Below are 17,406 nucleotides of genomic sequence, written 5' to 3'. Positions count from 1 at the left end.
GGTTGCGAAAAAAGGATTAACCAATGAAGAAGTGGCTTTTGTCCATGATGATGCTTCTGCCGACGCTGGCGCTGGCAGAGGATACGCTCGATACAGGTGATACGGCCTGGATGATGGTGTCAACAGCGTTCGTACTGCTGATGACGCCGGCAGGTCTGGCACTCTTTTACGCCGGGATGACGCGTACAAAGAATGTACTCAATACTTATGCAATGGTAATGGGTGCCTTCGTGGTAGCGTTTGTGGTCTGGGTCATTGCAGGCTACTCCATCGCCTTCGGCGCGAACGAGAGCGCGGCACTGCAGAACGTGTTCGGCGGCTTCGGCAACGTCTTCCTCTCCGGTATCAACTGGTCTGACCTTTCCGGCAGCTACCCGACCTTCGTCTTCATCGCGTTCCAGGGTACGTTTGCAGCGATCACCGTTGCCATCGCCTCCGGTTCCGCGATCGAGCGTATGAAGTTCTCAACATGGATGCTCTTCGTTGTCCTGTGGGGCCTGGTGGTTTACGCACCGATCACCCACATGGTATGGGGCGGCGACGGTGCCTACCTCTTCGATGAAGGTGCCCTTGACTTCGCCGGCGGTACGGTTGTCCACATGAACGGCGGTCTGGCCGGTCTGGTCCTGGCAGTCATGCTCGGCAAGCGTGCAGGTTATCCTAAGACAGCCATGAAACCGGCGAGCATCATCCTCACCGCTGCCGGTGCGGCGATCCTCTGGTTCGGCTGGTACGGCTTCAACGGCGGTTCCGCATTCGGTGCGAACGCTGTTGCAGGCCTGGCGGTTCTGACAACGACAATCGCTACGGCGGCTGCCGGTGTCACCTGGATGCTGATTGAATGGTTCATGTTCAAGAAACCGACCCTGCTCGGTGTCGCTTCCGGTATCGTTGCCGGTCTCGTTGCGATCACTCCGGCAGCCGGCTTCGTCGGCGTCGGCGGTGCCTTCATCGTCGGTATCGTCGGTGCGCTCATCGGCTTCTTCGGTGTGGCTATCCTGAAAAAGAAACTGGGCTACGACGACAGCCTCGATGCTTTCGGTATCCACTTCCTCGCAGGTCTGTGGGGTGCGATCGCAACGGGTATCTTCGCGCTGAACGATCAGGACCTCCTCTGGGACGGTCCGCTCAAAGCAAGCGGCGATCGTATGGGTCAGCTCTTTGTGCAGTTCGAGTCTGTCCTGATCGTCGGTCTGTGGACCCTGGTCGGTACGGTCATTGTTTACCTGATCTCCTCTGCGATCACCGGCGGTGCACGCGTTGACGAAGAGACAGAAACAATGGGTCTGGACGAATCCGTTCACGGCGAGCGCGGGTTTAATCTTTAAATTGAACGGCTCGGGAGCAAAGCCCCCGAACTTACGCTAACGCTTGGTTCTCCTCGGCGGAGAGCCCTCGCGCCCTTGGCGCTCTTGGGCTTGAAGGTGTCAAACATCTTCCGCTTTGAGGGAGCAGGGTGATACAATTCTAGGAATGTAAAAAGGAATTACAACATGAAAAAAGTAGAAGCGATCATCAAGCCGTTCAAGCTTGAGGATGTGAAGGATGCACTGGCTGAGATCGGTATTACCGGTATGACGGTCAGCGAAGTCAAAGGGTACGGGCGCCAGAAAGGGCACAGCGAGCTCTACCGCGGTGCGGAGTACGTCGTTGACTTCCTGCCGAAAGTAAAAATGGAGATGGTCGTCGAGGCGGCATCGGTCGACCAGGTCGTCGATACGATCGTCGAAGCGGCCCGTACCGGCAAGATCGGTGACGGTAAGATCTTCATCAGCGATATCGAAAAAATTATCCGTATCCGTACCGGCGAATCCGGCTCCGAAGCGGTATAACATTTTCCATCAGGGCAGAGATTTCTGCCTTGATTTTGTACATCCAGTACTATTGTCAAGGGTTTGATGATTAATTAATAATCATTTGTCTAAAAAAAGATCATGGTTTTCTTGATAAGATTTCATTTAGTCTTATGAGGAGAATACATGAAAAAAATAGAAGCGATTATCAAACCGTTTCGTCTTGAAGAGGTAAAGGATGCGCTGGCACATATCGGTATTACCGGTATGACGGTGAGCGAAGTGAAAGGGTACGGGCGCCAGAAAGGGCACAGTGAACTCTACCGCGGTGCGGAGTACGTTGTTGACTTCCTACCGAAGATCAAAGTGGAGCTGGTCGTAGGCGACGAGCAACTCGAGCAGGTACTCGAGACGATTACAGAGGCGGCGCGTACCGGTAAGATCGGTGACGGCAAGATCTTTGTCAGCGGCATTGAAAAGGTGATTCGTATCCGTACGGGTGAAACCGGTTCCGAAGCGATTTAGGCGTCGCGATGGAAAATTTCGGTTATATTGTCGACACCCTCTTCGCCCTCTTTGCGATGACGCTGATCATCTTTATGGTGCCCGGCTTCGCCATGCTCGAAGCGGGGCTTGTCCGTACGAAAAACGTCACTTCCGTTCTCACCGTCAATACGATGATCTATGCCGTTGCATCGGTGATGTTCCTGCTCGTGGGCTACCAACTGGCCTTCGGCGGCTGGGAGAACAGCGGGATGAGCATCTATGCCGCCTTTTTGTTCCAGATGGCCTTCGTCGGGAAGACCGTCAATATCATGAGCGGCGGGGTGAGCGAGCGGGTGCGGATTCTGCCGATAGCCCTCTTTACCGTGCTGATGGGAGGGTTTATCTATCCGCTCGTTGTCAACGTCTCCTGGGGCGCGGATCTACTGGCCGGGACCATACTGGATCTGACAATGTACGACCTCGCCGGTTCGACCGTCATCCACTCGACGGGCGGCTGGGCGCTGCTGGCGGCCATCATGATCATGGGACCCCGTAAAGGGCGTTACAAAGACGGCAAGATCCATGTCATCCCGGCATCGAACATCCCTCTGGTCGTTCTGGGTGCACTGCTGCTGTGGATCGGCTGGTTCGGTTTCAACGGCGGTTCCGTCGGTTCAATTGCCAGCAAAGAGAACGCGGATACGGTGGCGCTCACGATCATGAATACCAATACCGCGGGCCTGGCGGGGGCATTGATCGCGGGGATCTTTATGTATCTGCGCTACCGAAAGTTCGATATCACGATGATCCTCAACGGTGCGCTGGGCGGGCTTGTTGCCATTACGGCGGGCCCTGATCTTTACGATATCCATACGCCGATCATCATCGGTGCCATCGGCGGCGCGCTGGTCGTCATTGCCGTCCCGCTGTTTGACAGGCTGAAACTGGATGACCCGGTCGGTGCTCTTTCGGTCCACCTCGTGAACGGGATCTGGGGGACCCTGGCCGTCGGCATCTTCGCCGCCGAGCCCGAAGCGGGGATTACCCTTCTTGGCCAGCTCAAAGGGGTCGCAGTCGTTGCGGTGTTCGTTTTCACCGTGTCGTACGCGGCAATCTATATCATCAACAGATTCCTGCCGTTCCGTGCGGGAGACGATGAGCAGGTCGAAGGGCTTGATGTCACCGAGTGTGGTCTTGAAGCCTACCCGGAGTTCAAGCGGGCGTTCTAACCTTTTCGGGCATTCCCCGGAAACGGTACTCGTTTTTTTCTTCAGGTTTTTTTGTTCCCCTTCTTCTCTGCCTGTGCAAAGCAGAAGTCGAACCGGGAAGAAGAAAGCACAAAGGGCTGCCGCCCTCGGTTATCCTCCACTCATCACGAATCCGCTCGACCCGCTAATGATCTTCTAAAACCTTGACAAAATAAGTGGACGCTGACAGGCTTCGCTTTTCGCTTTTCGCTTTTCGCTTTTCGCTTTTCGCTTTTCGCTTTTCGCTTTTCGCTTTTCGCTTTTCGCTTTTCGCTTTTCGCTTTTCGCTTTTCGCTTTTCGCTTTTCGCTTTTCGCTTTTCGCTTTTCGCTTTTCGCTTTTCGCTTTTCGCTTTTCGCTTTTCGCCTTACTATTCGACGGTAACGCTTTTCGCGAGGTTTCTTGGCATGTCGACGTCGTTGCCGAGGCGGATGGCGATCTCCATAGAGAGCAGTTGCAGGACGACCATCGTTTCAAAGAATTCGAGCATATAGTGGTCATGTGCGGCAATGGGGATGAAATCGTCCGCTTTGTCAAAGGGGGCATCGCTGATGGCGCAGATCGTGGCATCGCGGGCACTGAGTTCCTCGACGTTGCTCTTCGTTTTGTCATAGAGCAGGTTCTTTGGCATCAGGGCGATCGTAAAGAGTTCCGGGTCGGCCAAAGCGATGGGACCGTGTTTCATTTCGCCGCTGGGGTACCCTTCGGCATGGAGATAGCTGATCTCCTTGAGCTTGAGGGCGCCTTCGAGGGCGAGGGGGAAGAAGATGTCCCGCCCGATAAAGAAGAAGCCGTGGCCGTGCAGATAGCGTTTGGAGAGACGGCGGATACGTTCGTGCAGGTCGTCGTGGACCCGGACGACGGCCGGAACTTCGCGCAGCAGACCAATCTGCTTCCGCAAGGTTTCGGTATCGATCGTGTTTTTGGTCTGGGCGACGTAGAGGGAGAACATCCACAGTACTGCCATCTGCGTCGCAAAGGCTTTGGTGGAGGCGACCCCCTTTTCAATTCCGGCGCGGGTGAGAATGGCGGCGTCCGCCTCGCGGACCATGGAGGAGTTGTCGACGTTGCAGACGACAAGGGTCTTCAGCCCTGCGGCCTTGGCCATCTTGAGCGTCTCCAGGGTATCGGCGGTTTCACCGCTCTGGCTGATAACGACGAAGAGCGTGTCGGTGCAGAGCAGGGGCTCTTTGTAGCGCAGCTCGCTGGCGATCTCGACGGAGGTGCGGATCTTGCCGAGGCGTTCGAAGAGGTAGCTTGAAGCGAGGGCGGCATGGTAGCTCGTCCCACAGGCGCAGAGTTTGATCTCGTTGATCCCTTCGAGCAGGGAAGCATCGAGCTCCTCGAAGAGGATCGCTTCCTCCGCGAGCCGGCCGATCAGGGTATCGGAGAGCACTTCGCTCTGTTCGTAGATCTCCTTTTCCATGAAGAAACGGAACCCCTCTTTCTGCGCGGAGAGCTTCGATTCCGGCAGCGCGGCGAAGCGCGGTACGACCGCAGCGGCATTGGCATCTTCGAGATGGATCCCCGTGCGCGACACGAAACCAAGCTGGCCGTCTTCGAGGTAGATGACACGGTGGCATTTGCCGATCAGTGCCGCATCGGAGGAGCCGAAGAACTTTTCATCGCTCTCGTTCACGCCGACGATCATCGGAGAGCCGTGCTTCGCAAAAAAGATCGTTTCGGGCATCTGCTTGGTGACGAGCAGGATCGCGTACGCTCCCTTGAGGCGGCTCACGGTTTCGCGGAAGGCATCGAAAGGCTTCATCCCGCCGTTCAACAGGGATTCGAAAAGGTGGACGATCACTTCCGTGTCGGTCTGGCTCAGAAAATGGACACCTTCGGCGATCAGGGCGTTCTTGAGTTCCTGGTAATTCTCGATGATACCGTTGTGCACAACGTAAGAGGCATCGCCCAGGTGGGGGTGGGCATTGATCTCGGTCGGCTTCCCGTGGGTTGCCCAGCGGGTGTGGCCGATTCCCGCGGCAAAACCGCTGGTCGTGAAGTCTGCCGTTTTAGCCTCAAGATTGGCCAGCTTGCCGACCGCTTTGAAGTAGGAGAACTCCTCTGCCTGCAGAACGGCGATCCCCGCGGAGTCGTAGCCGCGGTATTCAAGCTCTTTGAGGCCGTCGAGCAGGATCCCTTTCGTATCGTGTTTTCCGAGGTAGCCGACAATGCCGCACATTATGCATTTCCTTTACAGAGCAGGGGGATTAATCGGTCCGCATTATTGCACATCTGCGGTGTCTTCTCGATTAAGAAATGGTCGCGGGCACGGCGCTTCGTCGTATGGATTTTGGCCGTGACGATCTGCATATCGAGGGCATCGAGGCACTGGATGATGAAGGCCAGCAGCCCGCGCTGGTTTGCCGTATGGACGGCGAGTTCGGCGAGGCTTTTGGAGTGTTCGCAGTCGATGGTGATCTGGTCGGGTTTGATGTCGGGCGCTTCGAGAGAGACGCTTCTTTGCATGTCGAAGGACTCTTCGACGACCTCCCTGATGCTTTCGTACATATCCGGTGTCGGCGTCTGAAGGAAGTCGATTTTGAAGTACTTGACATCGTCAAAGAGGGTAAAGACCTCCATCGAGACGACATCGAGGTAGCCGAGCCGTCCCAACAGGTAGGTGAGGTTCAGGGGGATCTTGCGAAGGATCTCGATGCTCAGCCCCGTGCTGAAGTCCAGAGCGTACTGGTAGGCTTTGACTTCGCGGGCGCGCTGTGCGATCTGCAGGATCTCCTCGGGGCTGTGAAGGGAGAAGAAGATATTCGATTCAACCGAGAGTATCTTTTTCTGCAGCAGGCGGGGGAGGGCTTTGAAGGTGTCGAGGCGCTGGATGCGCTGCTCGACTTTGAGGCGGCGCGCGGCGTCGGTGATCCGCTCTTTCTCCTGGGCGACTTCCAGGGAGGAGTGGTAGAGCTCGTTGAGCAGTTTCGCATTGAACGCGTTGTAAGTCCCGGGGCCGACGCCGCTCATATCGGCGTAGGTGAGGATGTAGAGCAGGGTCAGCAGCCGCGGCGTTTTGATGATGGACATGAATTTGTACAGTGTCTTTTCACTGTGGATATTGTGCCGCTGGGCAATGATGCTCATCAGGATGTGATGGCGCACGAGCAGAGCGGCGTCGTCGGTGATTTCGGCACTGAAGCCCATCTTCTGCATGACCGGGCGGATCAGCTTGACCCCGACCTCACTGTGGTCGAGTTTCCGTCCCTTGCCCGCGTCGTGCAGGAGGACGATGATTTTAAGCATGGTCCTGTCTTCAAGGCTGATCGTGTCATAGAGGGCCTTGACATCGGGATCATCGATGGATTCGAATGCCTTGATGCACTGGATGGAGTGCAGGCCGACGGGGTAGTGGTGGTAGCCGTCGAACTGCGGCAGGAAGAGCGCTTTTTTCAGCGCGGGGATCAGCTCCGCAAGGATGCCGGCGTCATAAAAGAGGCGAAGAAAACCGTAGGTGTGTTCACGTTCGAAGAGCTTGCGGAGCAGCTGCTTGACCGTGTTGCTTCTGGGGTGGGAGACCGATGTATAGGTAAACTGGCTGACAAAGCTGTCGTCGAAACAGTAGGGACGGTCATCAAGGCTGACTAGGATGTTCAGCAGCGATTCGATGGGCTGTGCCTTGAGGTGGAAGGAAGCGAACACTTTGTCTTCAGAGACAAAGATGCCCCGCTGTACCCATTGACCCCGCAGTGCAGGCAGACGTGAGGCGTCGTAAAGCATTGGCCGGATCATCTTCGTGACAAAGATGCTGCTGAAGTTGTGGATCCTCCACATCGCTTCGATGACCTGGGTCGCGAGCTTCATATCGTCGGAGAAGCCCAGCATTTTCCGCACCTTGGGCAGATACTCCAGATTGAGTTGGTCGTTCTGCTTGCCGGAGACGAGGTGCAGGGCGCTGCGCACACGGAAGATCAGCTCCAGCGCGATCCGGTAGGCGCGGTAGGACTCCTCGGTGAAAATCGTGCCGTCGAGTTCTTTGAGGTTGGTGACGTCATAGCGGGTCTTGGCCACCCAGTAGAGCAGCTGGGAATCCCGCATCCCGCCGACACCCTCTTTGATATTGGGCTGCATGGAGACGGGGTATTTTGCCTGTCGGGTCTCTGCTTCGGCGAGCTTGGCTTCGATGAAGCGGCGGGGCTCATAGCGGCGGATGCGTCCGAGTTCCCGCTGGGTGGAGTGCCAGGTAAAGTTTGAACCGACGATAAAGCGGGCCTCCATCATCGCCGTTCGGATGGTAATGTCCTCGTCGGCGGCATCGAAAAGTTCGGAGACCTTATGGACCCTGTGGCCGAGTTTCAGTCCGGCATCCCAGGCGAGGTAGAGGAACTTTTCGATGATCGCCTCGGTATTGTAGCCGTCCAGGGGGACGTAGACAATCATCAGGTCGATATCGCTGTAGACGGAGAGCTGTTCACGGCCGTAGCTGCCCAGCGCCATCAGGGAGATGGGGATGGCGTTGCGCATCGGCAGATAGTTGCCGAACATCCGTCGAAGTACCGTTTTGTACATCTGGATGATGAACTGGTCGAGGGCTTTGGTATGGCGGACAAGGAAGTCTTTCCCCTGGGTTTGTGCGAAGAGGTCGGGCAGGGAATCGAGGTAGATGCTGATCGCCTGTTTGAACCGTTTCGAAATCTCGAAATCGCTGGCGTTTGTCTCGATAAGGGTCTCGATATCTTCTACAAGTGTCTGCAAGGGGGCTTTTCCTCTGATGAATTCTTATTATTATAGTGATTTTAGCCTTTGGAGGCGCTCATCTGGCTATAATGCGCGAAAAGAAAAGCAGAGAGAAAGCATGACGAAAATTGCAAACCGCCGCATCGGTTTCGAAGAGGCGCTGGCACTGTACGATGAAGATCTTTTCAGCCTCGGCGAAAGCGCGGACGCACTGCGGCGCGAGCTGCATGGCGACAAGACTTACTTCAATATCAACCGTCATATCAATCCGACCAATGTCTGTAAAGATGTCTGCAAATTCTGCGCCTACAGTGCCAGCCGCAAAAACCCGAATCCCTATACGATGAGCCACGAAGAGATTCTCGGGATTGTCGATGAAATCGTTTCGCGTGATATCAAAGAGGTGCACATCGTCTCGGCCCACAATCCTGAAACGGGGCTGCAGTGGTATCTTGATGTCTTCCGTAAGATCAAGGAGAAATACCCGCAGCTGCACGTGAAGGCGCTGACGGCGGCGGAGGTGCATTTCCTCGCCGAGGAGTACGGCAAAAGTTACGACGAGATCCTCGACCTGATGGTAGAGAACGGCGTCGATTCGATGCCTGGCGGCGGGGCGGAGATCTTTGACGAAGGGGTCCGCGACTATATCTGCAAGGGGAAAGTGACCTCCGAACAGTGGCTGGAGATCCACCGCAAATGGCACCAGCGGGGCAAAAAGAGCAATGTAACGATGCTGTTCGGCCATGTCGAGGAGCGCAAACACCGTATCGACCACATGATGCGCATCCGCGATCTGCAGGATGAAACCGGCGGCTTCAACTGCTTCATCCCGCTCGTGTACCAGTCTGAGAACAACTTCCTCAACGTTAAGGAGTTCATCACGGCCAACGAGATCCTCAAGACGATGGCGATCAGCCGCATCGTCCTCGACAACGTCCCCAACCTCAAAGCCTACTGGGTGACCTCGACGGTGAATCTGGCCCTGGTGGCGCAGGAGTTCGGCGCCAACGATCTCGACGGCACGATCGAGAAAGAGTCCATCAACTCTGCCGCCGGCGCCAAAAGCGCCAACGGCGTCGATCTCGAGGAGTTCGTGCACCTGATCAAAGAGAGCGGGTTCACCCCTGTCGAACGCGATAGCCTCTATAACGAACTGAAAGTCTGGTAAGGTATAATCAGCCCATGGTATTAATGATCGACAACTATGACAGTTTTACGTACAACATCGTGCAATACTGCCTCGAGCTCGGCGCAGACCTGAAGGTCATCCGCAACGACGAGATGACGGTGGAAGAGATCGCGGCGCTGCAGCCGGAGAAGATCATCATCTCCCCGGGGCCGGCGACGCCGGACGAAGCGGGGGTAAGCCTCGCCGTCATTGACCGGTTCAAGGATGCGGTGCCGATTCTCGGTATCTGCCTGGGGCATCAGAGCATCGCTCAGGTCTTCGGCGGCAAAGTCGTGCGAGCGGGGAAGATGATGCACGGTAAGACGTCGGTGATGGAGTGCGAACCTGGCTGTGCGATCTTCAAGCACCTGCCGGAGTACTTCACGGCCACCCGTTACCATTCGCTGATCGTTGAAAAAGCGGGGCTGCCCGACGCCATCGAACCGATGGCCTACAGTCAGGACGATCGTGAGATCATGGCCCTGCAGATCAAAGACAAGCCGATCTACGGCGTACAGTTCCACCCCGAATCGATCATGAGCGAGTTCGGGCACGAGATTCTGGACAATTTCCTCAAACTATGACCCCTCGTCTGGCGCTCTTTCTCCTACTCGGGATCGATGCCGCCATCCTCCTGTTTGAGGCCTCCTCCCTCTCACTGACCTTCCACGGAGCCAGGCTCCTGTATGATTATGAGCCTTCCGTCATGACGCGGATCATCCAAGGTTCGATTGCACTATTCGGGCAGAACGACGTGGCGCTGCGCCTGCCGATGATCGTGATGAACCTTGTCAGTGCGCTGCTGCTCTACAACGTGGCGAAACCCTACGGCAGGCATGCCCGGGAGCGCGTCTGGCTCGTGGCGGTTTTTCTGCTGCTGCCGGGGGTGATCAGCTCTTCGCTCCTGGTGGACGAGGCCGCACTGGTGACGCTCGGGCTTTTCCTCTACCTCTTCCTGGAGCAGCGGTTCGGCAGGCGGGCAGACCTGCTGCTGCCGCTGCTGGCAGTGATGGATGTCGCGTTTGCACTGCTGTTCATGGGATTGGCTGTACAGGCCTACAGGGAACAGCGCCACCGCTACGTCGGTGCCTATCTGCTCCTTACCGTGCTCACGGTCTGGGTATTGGGCTTCAATACAGGAGGACTGCCGCAGAATCAGTTCCTTGATATGATGGGGCTCTATGCCGCGGTCTTTTCTCCTGTCGTTTTTGTCTACCTTGTTTACGTGCTTTACAGGCGTTACGTGACGGGGCAGGCCGACCTGCTCTGTTCTATCGCAGCGACGGCGCTGGTTCTCTCGCTGCTGCTCTCTTTCAGGCAACGGATCGAGATCGAACAGTTCGCGCCTTTCCTGATGGCGGCCCTGCCGCTGGGTATGCAGACCTTCTACCACTCCTACCGGGTGCGGCTGCGGCCTTTCCGCAAACGTTACCGTCTACTGTTTACCCTCGCAACCGCGTTGCTTGTGATCAATGCGGGGGCTGTTTTCTTTAATAAAGCGGCCTACCTTTTCCTGGACGAACCCTCCCGCTATTTTGCCTACCGCGCCCATGTCGCCAAAGAGCTGGCGGATGCACTCAAGGCGCGGGGTATCACCTGCGCGACCTTCCCGCATAACCGCTCCATGCAGCTGCGGGTACGGTTCTACGGGGTGGAGGAGTGCGAAGGGACGGTTATCCGTTCCGAACGCCTGGCAGACCCCAAAAGTGTAACAATTCGTTACTATAATGTTCCAGTAGCTGTTTTTAGTGTTACAAATATACCCAAAAATTAATTCCACGATCCGCTGAGAAAGTCTCAAGCCGGGCTGGGAGATCATACGTGATATAATCCAGCCAAAAGATTTTCAAGGAGTTGAAATGGCTCAAAGAGCGATTCGTGAATACGACGGTAAAGCCATCTTTGCCCGCCACTGGGAAAAATATTTCAGCGGTTTTCACTATGGATTCAAATCGGTTCTTGTCACCAGCGGTGCGGAACTGAAAGCGAAAGCCGAGGAACACGGTTTCGAATGGCTGAAGCAGGAGCCGCTCGTCGCGAAACCGGATATGCTGTTCGGTAAACGCGGTAAAAACGATCTCGTTCTTTTTAAAACGAACAAGCCTGGTGACGTCACACTGGACGATGCCGCCAAATGGATCGATGAGAAGATGTCACATGACGTGACGCTGCTTTCCGGTCAGCACGGCAGACTGACGCACTTCGTCGTTGAGCCGTTCACGCCGCATACCCAGGAGCAGGAGTACTACATCTCCGCGACAACTGTCGGCGAAGACGATGTCCTTTACATGTCCGCAGAGGGCGGCATGGAAGTCGAAGAGGGCTGGGACGAAAAAGTCAACGAGGTTCATATCCCGATCAATATGAGTGATGCGGATATGGAACATGCGGTCCGTGCTAACGTACCTGCAGACATTCCGGCTGAGAACAAAGAATCATTTACATCTTTCGCGATTGCATTCTTCAAGTTCTACCGCGACCTGAACTTCGCTTACCTTGAGATCAACCCGATCGTTATGCTCAAAGACAATGATATGGCGATCCTTGACCTCGTCGCTCGCCTGGACGACACGGCCGGCTTTATGATGGGTGACGCATGGTGCGGTGCAGAGTATCCGACCGCATTCGGTATGGAAGACCAGTCCCCGGAAGAGAAGGCTGTTGCTGAAGCCGATGCCAAATCCGGTGCATCACTGAAACTGACGATCCTCAACCCGCTTGGCCGTATCTGGACGATGGTTGCCGGCGGCGGTGCTTCTGTTGTTTATGCGGATACGATTGCAGACCTTTCCGGTGATGTCAAAGAGCTCGCAAACTACGGTGAATACTCCGGTGGTCCGACGACGGGTGAAACGAAGTTCTACGCCGATACGCTCCTTGACCTGATGACGCGCCACAAAGATGCGCAGGGCCGCGATAAAATCCTCATCATCGGCGGGGCGATCGCGAACTTCACCGACGTTGCGAAGACCTTTACGGGTATCATCCAGTCCTTCGAAGAGTATGCAGAGAAGATGAAAGCGCACAATACGCGCATTTACGTACGCCGCGGCGGACCGAACTACGAAAAAGGTCTCAAAGACATTAAAGAAGCGGCGGACCGTCTCGGTCTGTCCATCGAAGTCTACGGGCCGGAAACACACGTCACCGATATCGTGCGTATGGCACTTGAGAAGTAAGGAGAGAAGAATGGGTGCACTGTTTACAAAAGACACACAAGCAATTTTCTGGAACAACAACGCAAGCGCGATCCAGCGCATGCTCGACTATGACTTTGTCATCAATCGTGCGACACCGTCGGTAGCGGCAATCGTTGCACCGACTTCCAGCAATAAATTCGAGAAGTTCTTCTACGGGCCGGACGAAATTATGGTCCCGGTTTTCCGCAACACAACCGATGCGGCGAGCGCGTTCCCGAACGCAGATGTTCTGCTGAACTTCGCCTCTTTCCGTACGGCGTATGACGTCACGATGGAAGCGATCGGTCTGAAGGGCCAGTTCAAAACGATCATGGTGACGGCGGAAGGTATCCCGGAGCGTCTGGCTCGCGGTATGAACCAGGCGGCACGTGATGCCGGTGTCACGGTTATCGGGCCTGCGACGGTCGGCGGTATCGCACCGGGCGCGTTCAAGATCGCGAACGTCGGCGGTACGATCGAGAATATCATCAACTCCAAACTGCACCGTGCAGGTTCGTGTGGCCTTGTCACACGTTCCGGCGGTCTGTTCAACGAACTTTCCAACATTATCTCCATCAATGCCGACGGTATTGCAGAGGGTGTTGCGATCGGTGGTGACCGCTTCGTCGGTTCCGTCTTCATCGACAACCTCCTGCGTATGCAGAACAACCCGCAGGTCAAATACATGATCCTGCTCGGCGAAGTCGGCGGTACGGAAGAGTACAAAGTGATCGAAGCGGTCAAGTCCGGCAAGATCACAAAACCGATCATCGCATGGTGTATCGGTACGATCGCGAAGCACTTCAGCTCCGGTGTTCAGTTCGGTCATGCGGGTGCATCCGCAAACGCCGATGCCGAAACGGCTGCAGCGAAAAACGTGGCGATGGCAGAAGCGGGTATCTACGTACCGGCAAGCTTCAATGATCTTCCGGGCAAGATCAACGAGGTTTACAACAAACTGAAAGCAGAAGGCGTCATCGGCGAAATCGAAGAGCCTGCACTGCGCGAAGTACCGAAAGTTCGTCGCAAGAAAGAGTTCATCTGTACGATCTCTGACGACCGCGGTGACGAAGCGACGTACGCAGGCTACCCGATCAGCTCTGTTGCAACGCCAGATACCGGTTTCGGCATCGGTGACGTTGTTTCACTGCTGTGGTTCAAGAAACGCTACCCGAAATGGGCGACGGACTACATCGAAACCGTCATGAAAACTGTTGCAGACCACGGCCCGGCGGTTTCCGGTGCACACAACGCGAAAGTCACCGCGCGTGCCGGCAAAGACGTTATCTCTGCGCTAGTCACTGGTCTTCTGACTATCGGACCGCGCTTCGGTGGTGCGATCGATGACGCGGCGCGCTACTTCAAGTATGCGAACGACAACGGTATGAGCCCGGCAGAGTTCATCGCCTACATGAAAAAAGAGGGCAAAACGATCTCCGGTATCGGTCACCGTATCAAGTCCGTCCGTAACCCGGACCTGCGCGTTTCCGGTCTGAAGAAGTTTGCAGCTGAAAACTTCCCGGCGACTCCGCTGCTTGATTTCGCCCTCGAAGTCGAGAAGCTGACGACGTCCAAGAAGGATAACCTGATCCTGAACGTCGACGGTACGATCGGTATCCTGATGGTCGATATGTGGCGTGCGCTCGGCTACTCCGAAGAGGAAATCGACGGCTTCATCGACGCGGGTGCCCTGAATGCATTCTTCGTCGTCGGCCGCTCGATTGGCTTCATCGGTCATATCCTGGACGAAAAACGTCTCGGTATGCCGATGTACCGCCACCCGATGGACGACATTCTTTACAACGTCGAAAAAGCGGAAGAGCTTTAAAAAGCACCGTTCGACAAAATGTAATGCCTCCGGGGAAGCGCAACGCGCACTTCCCCGGATTTCTTCCCACAATCTTCACCATCCCCGCTTCTGTTTTCTTATGTTATAATGACCTATCATACAAATTTGCGATAGGGTTTTCTATGAAAAAATCTGCATTCACAATGCTGGAACTTGTATTCGTTATCGTCGTCATCGGTATTCTCGCTTCTGTGTTTATTCCACGTTTTGAACGTGACAATGCGGGAGAAGCCGCTTATCAGATCGCGCGCCATATTCGTTTGGCTCAGCACCATGCTTTAGTTGAGGACCGCATTAATGATGCGCCTGTTGGTGTAGATTGGAATGCAACATTGTGGCAAATTGCATTTACACATTCTGCCGCACATAATGGTGACTGCTATGATGTTTATGCAGACCGTAACGGTGGCGGTAACGTCAATAGTGTAGGTGAAGCGGCGATTGATCCGTTGACGAAGAAAAAACTCTACTCCAATAACTGTAATGAGGACGCAGAAACAAATGATGATGTCCTTTTATGGAAAAAGTATGGTGTGGATTCAGTGACGTTCTCTGCAGGGTGCTACCCTGGAGCAGCAAACAAATATATTGCGTTTGATCATATAGGAAGACCGTATGGGGCGATTGGCAGTCTATTGACAGCAGACTGCACAATTACTTTGACGACGAAAGATGATCACAATGCTACGGTTACGATAACCAAAGAAACAGGTTTTGTAAAAGTGGCAACGATAGACGGAAGGGATGTCCCCTAAGTAAGACAGAGCGGGTGCATTATTAGGGCGTCAGGCAAGACTAATTAGAAGCAAAAACTGGCCAATTCGAAGAAATTTCACAAAATTCGAAAATTTGCGCAGAAACCTCTTGACATTGCTTTAGGAATCCCCTATAATTCCCGTCCACAAACGATGAGAGGCATCGAAAGAAGCCGATCAGCCGGGTCTTCGAGTTGAAGATTTGGGAAGTTTGAGATCATTGAAAACTAAGCAAGTGGGATGGACAGATGCGAGTCTGGAAGTCTTACTTAGATAAGACACAATTTAACCGTCTATTACTATTAATAGTGATAGACACTATACAGCCAATGATTTTATATCTTGGGCTGGATCAGTAATCGTTTCTTCGGAAACGTCTTTTCAATTATGGAGAGTTTGATCCTGGCTCAGAGTGAACGCTGGCGGCGTGCTTAACACATGCAAGTCGAACGGTAACAGGGAAGAGCTTGCTCTTTTGCTGACGAGTGGCGCACGGGTGAGTAATGTATAGGTTACGTGCCCCTCAGTCTGGGATAGCCACTGGAAACGGTGATTAATACCGGATACTCCTGTTCGCAGGGAAAGGTTTTTCGCTGAGGGATCGGCCTATATTGTATCAGCTAGTTGGTGAGGTAAGAGCTCACCAAGGCGATGACACATAGCGGGTTTGAGAGGATGATCCGCCACACTGGTACTGAGACACGGACCAGACTCCTACGGGAGGCAGCAGTGAGGAATATTGCACAATGGGGGAAACCCTGATGCAGCAACGCCGCGTGGAGGATGACGCATTTCGGTGTGTAAACTCCTTTTATTAGGGAAGAAAATGACGGTACCTAATGAATAAGCTCCGGCTAACTCCGTGCCAGCAGCCGCGGTAATACGGAGGGAGCAAGCGTTACTCGGAATCACTGGGCGTAAAGGACGCGTAGGCGGGTTTTTAAGTCAGGTGTGAAATCCTATGGCTCAACCATAGAACTGCACTTGAAACTGGGAACCTAGAGTATGGAAGGGGCAGATGGAATTAGTGGTGTAGGGGTAAAATCCGTAGATATCACTAGGAATACCGAAAGCGAAGGCGATCTGCTGGGACATAACTGACGCTGAGGCGTGAAAGCGTGGGGAGCAAACAGGATTAGATACCCTGGTAGTCCACGCCCTAAACGATGAATGTCGTCGTCGGGGCTCTTGTAGTTTCGGTGATGCACTTAACAGATTAAGCATTCCGCCTGGGGAGTACGGTCGCAAGATTAAAACTCAAAGGAATAGACGGGGACCCGCACAAGTGGTGGAGCATGTGGTTTAATTCGAAGATACACGAAGAACCTTACCTGGCCTTGACATTGATAGAATACTGTAGAGATACGTAGTGCCAGTTTACTGGAGCTTGAAAACAGGTGCTGCACGGCTGTCGTCAGCTCGTGTCGTGAGATGTTGGGTTAAGTCCCGCAACGAGCGCAACTCCGTCCTTAGTTGCCAGCAGTTCGGTGGGCACTCTAAGGAGACTGCCTTCGCAAGGAGGAGGAAGGTGAGGACGACGTCAAGTCATCATGGCCCTTACGGCCAGGCTACACAGTGCTACAATGGGACGTACAGAGAGTTGCGATACCGCGAGGTGGAGCCAATCTCATAAAGCGTCTCTCAGTTCGGATTGTACTCTGCAACTCGAGTGCATGAAGCTGGAATCACTAGTAATCGTAGATCAGCTAAGCTACGGTGAATACGTTCCCGGGTCTTGTACTCACCGCCCGTCACCACATGGAGTGATTTCCCCGAAATCGGGATGCCAAACTGGCTACCGCTTACGGTGGAATCAGCGACTGGGGTGAAGTCGTAACAAGGTAACCGTAGGAGAACCTGCGGTTGGATCACCTCCTTTCTAGAGTAACCGGGCCTCATTCGTTTGAGGGCCCGAAGAGAAAATCTCACACAGAGTTGTGTCTGTCCGCTTGCTTGCTTAGTTTTCAGTGATCTGTGTTCTATTGAATTAGAAATGCGAGAAGGGGCCTATAGCTCAGCTGGTTAGTGCACCCCTGATAAGGGTGAGGTCGGAGGTTCAAGTCCTCCTAGCCCACCAGGATCACTATGTGGGGAATTAGCTCAGCTGGGAGAGCGCCTGCTTTGCACGCAGGAGGTCGCGGTTCGATCCCGCTATTTCCACCACGGATGAAGCCTAATACGAGTACTTGATGAAGTATTCATATTAGACTTCTTAGTGTATAAGAGTCTAAATCGTTCATTGAATTA

Annotated in this window: 12 protein-coding genes, 2 tRNA genes and 1 rRNA gene; 13 read left to right on the top strand and 2 right to left on the bottom strand. The window is 54.3% G+C overall.

Features of this window, described 5'->3' with window-relative positions:
* Positions 1 to 23 precede the first annotated feature (23 nt).
* The 4 genes from LOH54_RS11135 (at position 24) to LOH54_RS11120 (ending at position 3,508) form a co-directional block, all read left to right on the top strand.
* On the top strand, positions 24 to 1,328 hold the full coding sequence (locus LOH54_RS11135; RefSeq protein WP_231019149.1) for an ammonium transporter: 1,305 nt from the start codon (positions 24 to 26) through the stop codon (positions 1,326 to 1,328).
* A gap of 165 nt (positions 1,329 to 1,493) precedes the next feature.
* Complete coding sequence (locus LOH54_RS11130; RefSeq protein WP_231018425.1) at positions 1,494 to 1,832, top strand: P-II family nitrogen regulator; 339 nt, start codon at positions 1,494 to 1,496, stop codon at positions 1,830 to 1,832.
* Positions 1,833 to 1,979: 147 nt separating this feature from the next.
* Positions 1,980 to 2,318 (top strand): P-II family nitrogen regulator, encoded by a 339-nt coding sequence (locus LOH54_RS11125; RefSeq protein ID WP_231019148.1) that lies wholly within the window; start codon positions 1,980 to 1,982, stop codon positions 2,316 to 2,318.
* Positions 2,319 to 2,326: 8 nt separating this feature from the next.
* Positions 2,327 to 3,508 (top strand): ammonium transporter, encoded by a 1,182-nt coding sequence (locus LOH54_RS11120; protein WP_231019147.1) that lies wholly within the window; start codon positions 2,327 to 2,329, stop codon positions 3,506 to 3,508.
* Between the two features lie 387 nt (positions 3,509 to 3,895).
* On the opposite strand, the gene glmS is transcribed toward LOH54_RS11120, so the two are convergent.
* Together glmS and LOH54_RS11110 are read right to left on the bottom strand one after the other, a co-directional pair.
* The gene (gene glmS / locus LOH54_RS11115; protein WP_231019146.1) at positions 3,896 to 5,710 is read right to left on the bottom strand and encodes a glutamine--fructose-6-phosphate transaminase (isomerizing); all 1,815 of its coding nucleotides are present in this window, start codon (positions 5,708 to 5,710) and stop codon (positions 3,896 to 3,898) included.
* On the bottom strand, positions 5,710 to 8,226 hold the full coding sequence (locus tag LOH54_RS11110; RefSeq protein WP_231019144.1) for a [protein-PII] uridylyltransferase family protein: 2,517 nt from the start codon (positions 8,224 to 8,226) through the stop codon (positions 5,710 to 5,712). The genes glmS and LOH54_RS11110 overlap by 1 nt, the downstream gene beginning before the upstream one ends.
* 100 nt (positions 8,227 to 8,326) lie before the next feature.
* Between LOH54_RS11110 and mqnE the strand changes: the two genes are divergently transcribed.
* From mqnE to LOH54_RS11065, 9 genes are all read left to right on the top strand, one after another.
* Positions 8,327 to 9,376, top strand: a complete 1,050-nt coding sequence (mqnE, locus tag LOH54_RS11105; RefSeq protein WP_231019143.1) for an aminofutalosine synthase MqnE — start codon at positions 8,327 to 8,329, stop codon at positions 9,374 to 9,376.
* 14 nt (positions 9,377 to 9,390) lie between these two features.
* Entirely contained in the window at positions 9,391 to 9,960 is a 570-nt protein-coding gene (locus tag LOH54_RS11100; protein ID WP_231019142.1) for an aminodeoxychorismate/anthranilate synthase component II, read from the top strand.
* On the top strand, positions 9,957 to 11,150 hold the full coding sequence (locus tag LOH54_RS11095) for a glycosyltransferase family protein (protein WP_231019141.1): 1,194 nt from the start codon (positions 9,957 to 9,959) through the stop codon (positions 11,148 to 11,150). Before LOH54_RS11100 ends, LOH54_RS11095 begins: the two co-directional genes overlap by 4 nt.
* A gap of 85 nt (positions 11,151 to 11,235) precedes the next feature.
* Positions 11,236 to 12,555: an ATP citrate lyase citrate-binding domain-containing protein gene (locus LOH54_RS11090; RefSeq protein ID WP_231019140.1), complete on the top strand. Its 1,320-nt coding sequence runs from the start codon at positions 11,236 to 11,238 to the stop codon at positions 12,553 to 12,555.
* Between the two features lie 10 nt (positions 12,556 to 12,565).
* Complete coding sequence (locus LOH54_RS11085; RefSeq protein WP_231019139.1) at positions 12,566 to 14,383, top strand: citrate/2-methylcitrate synthase; 1,818 nt, start codon at positions 12,566 to 12,568, stop codon at positions 14,381 to 14,383.
* A 143-nt stretch (positions 14,384 to 14,526) separates the two neighbouring features.
* Positions 14,527 to 15,159, top strand: a complete 633-nt coding sequence (locus LOH54_RS11080) for a prepilin-type N-terminal cleavage/methylation domain-containing protein (RefSeq protein WP_231019138.1) — start codon at positions 14,527 to 14,529, stop codon at positions 15,157 to 15,159.
* 384 nt (positions 15,160 to 15,543) lie between these two features.
* Positions 15,544 to 17,038: ribosomal RNA gene (locus LOH54_RS11075) — 16S ribosomal RNA — on the top strand.
* Positions 17,039 to 17,162: 124 nt separating this feature from the next.
* Positions 17,163 to 17,236, top strand: a tRNA-Ile gene (locus LOH54_RS11070).
* Positions 17,237 to 17,248: 12 nt separating this feature from the next.
* A tRNA-Ala gene (locus tag LOH54_RS11065) sits at positions 17,249 to 17,322 on the top strand.
* Positions 17,323 to 17,406 lie beyond the last annotated feature (84 nt).

Origin of the sequence: Sulfurimonas sp. HSL-3221 (assembly GCF_021044585.1) — a bacterium.
Taxonomy (GTDB): Bacteria; Campylobacterota; Campylobacteria; order Campylobacterales; family Sulfurimonadaceae; genus Thiomicrolovo; species Thiomicrolovo sulfuroxydans.
The sequence above is the reverse complement of the archived record's forward strand: the minus strand, read 5'-3'. Positions and strand labels throughout refer to the sequence as shown.

Excerpts from the sequence above, each read along its gene's own strand:
- LOH54_RS11135 (WP_231019149.1), top strand. The coding sequence starts at position 24 with ATGAAGAAGTGGCTTTTGTCCATGATGATGCTTCTGCCGACGCTGGCG.
- LOH54_RS11130 (WP_231018425.1), top strand. The coding sequence starts at position 1,494 with ATGAAAAAAGTAGAAGCGATCATCAAGCCGTTCAAGCTTGAGGATGTG.
- LOH54_RS11125 (WP_231019148.1), top strand. The coding sequence starts at position 1,980 with ATGAAAAAAATAGAAGCGATTATCAAACCGTTTCGTCTTGAAGAGGTA.
- LOH54_RS11120 (WP_231019147.1), top strand. The coding sequence starts at position 2,327 with ATGGAAAATTTCGGTTATATTGTCGACACCCTCTTCGCCCTCTTTGCG.
- glmS (WP_231019146.1), bottom strand. The coding sequence starts at position 5,710 with ATGTGCGGCATTGTCGGCTACCTCGGAAAACACGATACGAAAGGGATC.
- mqnE (WP_231019143.1), top strand. The coding sequence starts at position 8,327 with ATGACGAAAATTGCAAACCGCCGCATCGGTTTCGAAGAGGCGCTGGCA.
- LOH54_RS11100 (WP_231019142.1), top strand. The coding sequence starts at position 9,391 with ATGGTATTAATGATCGACAACTATGACAGTTTTACGTACAACATCGTG.
- LOH54_RS11095 (WP_231019141.1), top strand. The coding sequence starts at position 9,957 with ATGACCCCTCGTCTGGCGCTCTTTCTCCTACTCGGGATCGATGCCGCC.
- LOH54_RS11090 (WP_231019140.1), top strand. The coding sequence starts at position 11,236 with ATGGCTCAAAGAGCGATTCGTGAATACGACGGTAAAGCCATCTTTGCC.
- LOH54_RS11085 (WP_231019139.1), top strand. The coding sequence starts at position 12,566 with ATGGGTGCACTGTTTACAAAAGACACACAAGCAATTTTCTGGAACAAC.
- LOH54_RS11080 (WP_231019138.1), top strand. The coding sequence starts at position 14,527 with ATGAAAAAATCTGCATTCACAATGCTGGAACTTGTATTCGTTATCGTC.